The sequence below is a fragment of the Bradyrhizobium sp. CFUWI genome (genome assembly GCF_056429085.1).
The window spans coordinates 1-448 of record NZ_JBWJZE010000197.1 but is presented as its reverse complement, the minus strand read 5'-3'; the positions used below and the strand labels follow the sequence as shown (position 1 = coordinate 448).

The window sequence follows — 448 nt, the reverse complement described above, 5'->3', positions numbered from 1 at the left end:
GTTCGCGGCTGTAGGCGAGGCTGGTGTAGCCGGTGCCGCGGCCGGAGAGGCCGGAGCCGCCGCTGGCACCGGCATAGCCGAAGTAGTCGCGCGAGACGGTGTGGGCGTACTTCAGCGTGAACTGCCCCAGGGTGTCGCTGCCGTAGCCCGCGCTGGCGTACACCTCCCGGGTGTTGCCCGCCCGGTTGCCGGGGTAGAGGTAGGCGATCGCGCCCAGGTCCATGTCGATCGGCCCGGCCTTGAAGCGCCAGCCGCCGTAGAGGTCGCTCTCCAGGCTGTTGCCGCGCTGCCATTGCACGCTGGAGTTCCAGGTGCCCACATACCAGCCGCTGTCGCCGAAGGCATAGTCCAGGCCGCCCTGCACGGCCGGCTTGAACGCGCTGCTGCGGGCGAAGCCGTCGCTCTTGAGCATGTCCTGGTCCTGGCCGCGGAACTTGTAGTCGGGGGT

Annotated in this window: 1 protein-coding gene; it reads right to left on the bottom strand. The window is 69.6% G+C overall.

Annotated elements, in window-relative coordinates; genetic code table 11:
* Positions 1-412 (bottom strand): TorF family putative porin (locus AC066S_RS39395; protein ID WP_478271996.1); only part of this gene is annotated, 412 nt, incomplete at its 3' end.
* Positions 413-448 lie beyond the last annotated feature (36 nt).